We start from the raw sequence: 952 nt of genomic DNA, 5'->3' as shown, positions 1-952 counted from the left end.
TATATTGATAAGACGTACTTTAAGTATATGTAAACAACTTATTTTACCTTTTTTTCTAATTTATGTCAAGAGCTTTAACCTAATTTAATAGAACTTTTTTCCAAAAAAACTAAATTTTAAAACAAGTTTTTAATGCATAAATTCGCTTTTTCAATAAAATATGTATTTGTCAAAAAATAAAAAAAGATAGATTATGCACCTTTCAAATTTTACATAATCTATCCTTTATCTACGGAAGTGATTTAATTTTTTTATTTAGATCGCTTCCAATTTTCTCTTTTTTCTAAAATAAGAATCAGACTTTTACTATAAATAATTATATCGTTTCCAAAAAGAAATCCCCTAAGTGAGTTTTGCTCTACACTTCAAGTAATTTCTCCCTACCTTACCTCATTAAATAACTCTTATAACTTCTAAACTCCTTCAAAATGCTCTGATATATAAGTTTCCAATGCTAGTTGTTACTACTGACATACTACATTCCTCCCTTTTCTTTTTAGACTTTTTTAGACAACCATCACACTCTTTTATAGTTACCACAACAATTTTTTCTTATATATCCTCTAATACAAATCTTTACTGTCATCTCAATAAAATCAAAAATTATATAAAAAATAAGGAGGTATTTACAACTTCTTAAGTTATACCTCCGTGAACCTCTCCCACTTAAAATTACTTTGTAATTTTTGAAGTGGGAGCTTCTTCTTGGGAAGTAGTTGCTTTTGTTAGCCAACTATATTTACCAAGCTAACCCCGTAGTTCCTACGGTTCTTTTTATTTTTAGACTGCTTGTTTTATTCTTAGACCTTCAGTCAATATATTTTTAGCTGCGTTTATATCTCTATCGTGATGAGTATGACAAACTGAACAAGTCCACTCTCTTACATCAAGAGTTTTCTTGCCATCTTTATAACCACATACAGAGCATATTTGACTTGATGGATAAAATTTA

General features: G+C 28.2%; 1 protein-coding gene. It reads right to left on the bottom strand.

Going from position 1 to position 952, the window contains the following annotated elements; translation table 11 throughout:
• Positions 1 to 780: 780 nt before the first annotated feature.
• A partial coding sequence (locus tag FMAG_RS13575; protein WP_005885223.1) for a zinc ribbon domain-containing protein occupies positions 781 to 952 on the bottom strand: 172 nt, incomplete at its 5' end.

It is taken from the genome of Fusobacterium mortiferum ATCC 9817, from assembly GCF_000158195.2.
GTDB classification, from domain to species: domain Bacteria; phylum Fusobacteriota; class Fusobacteriia; order Fusobacteriales; family Fusobacteriaceae; genus Fusobacterium_A; species Fusobacterium_A mortiferum.
Note: the sequence above shows the minus strand (reverse complement) of the source record. Positions and strands in the feature narration are given on the sequence as shown.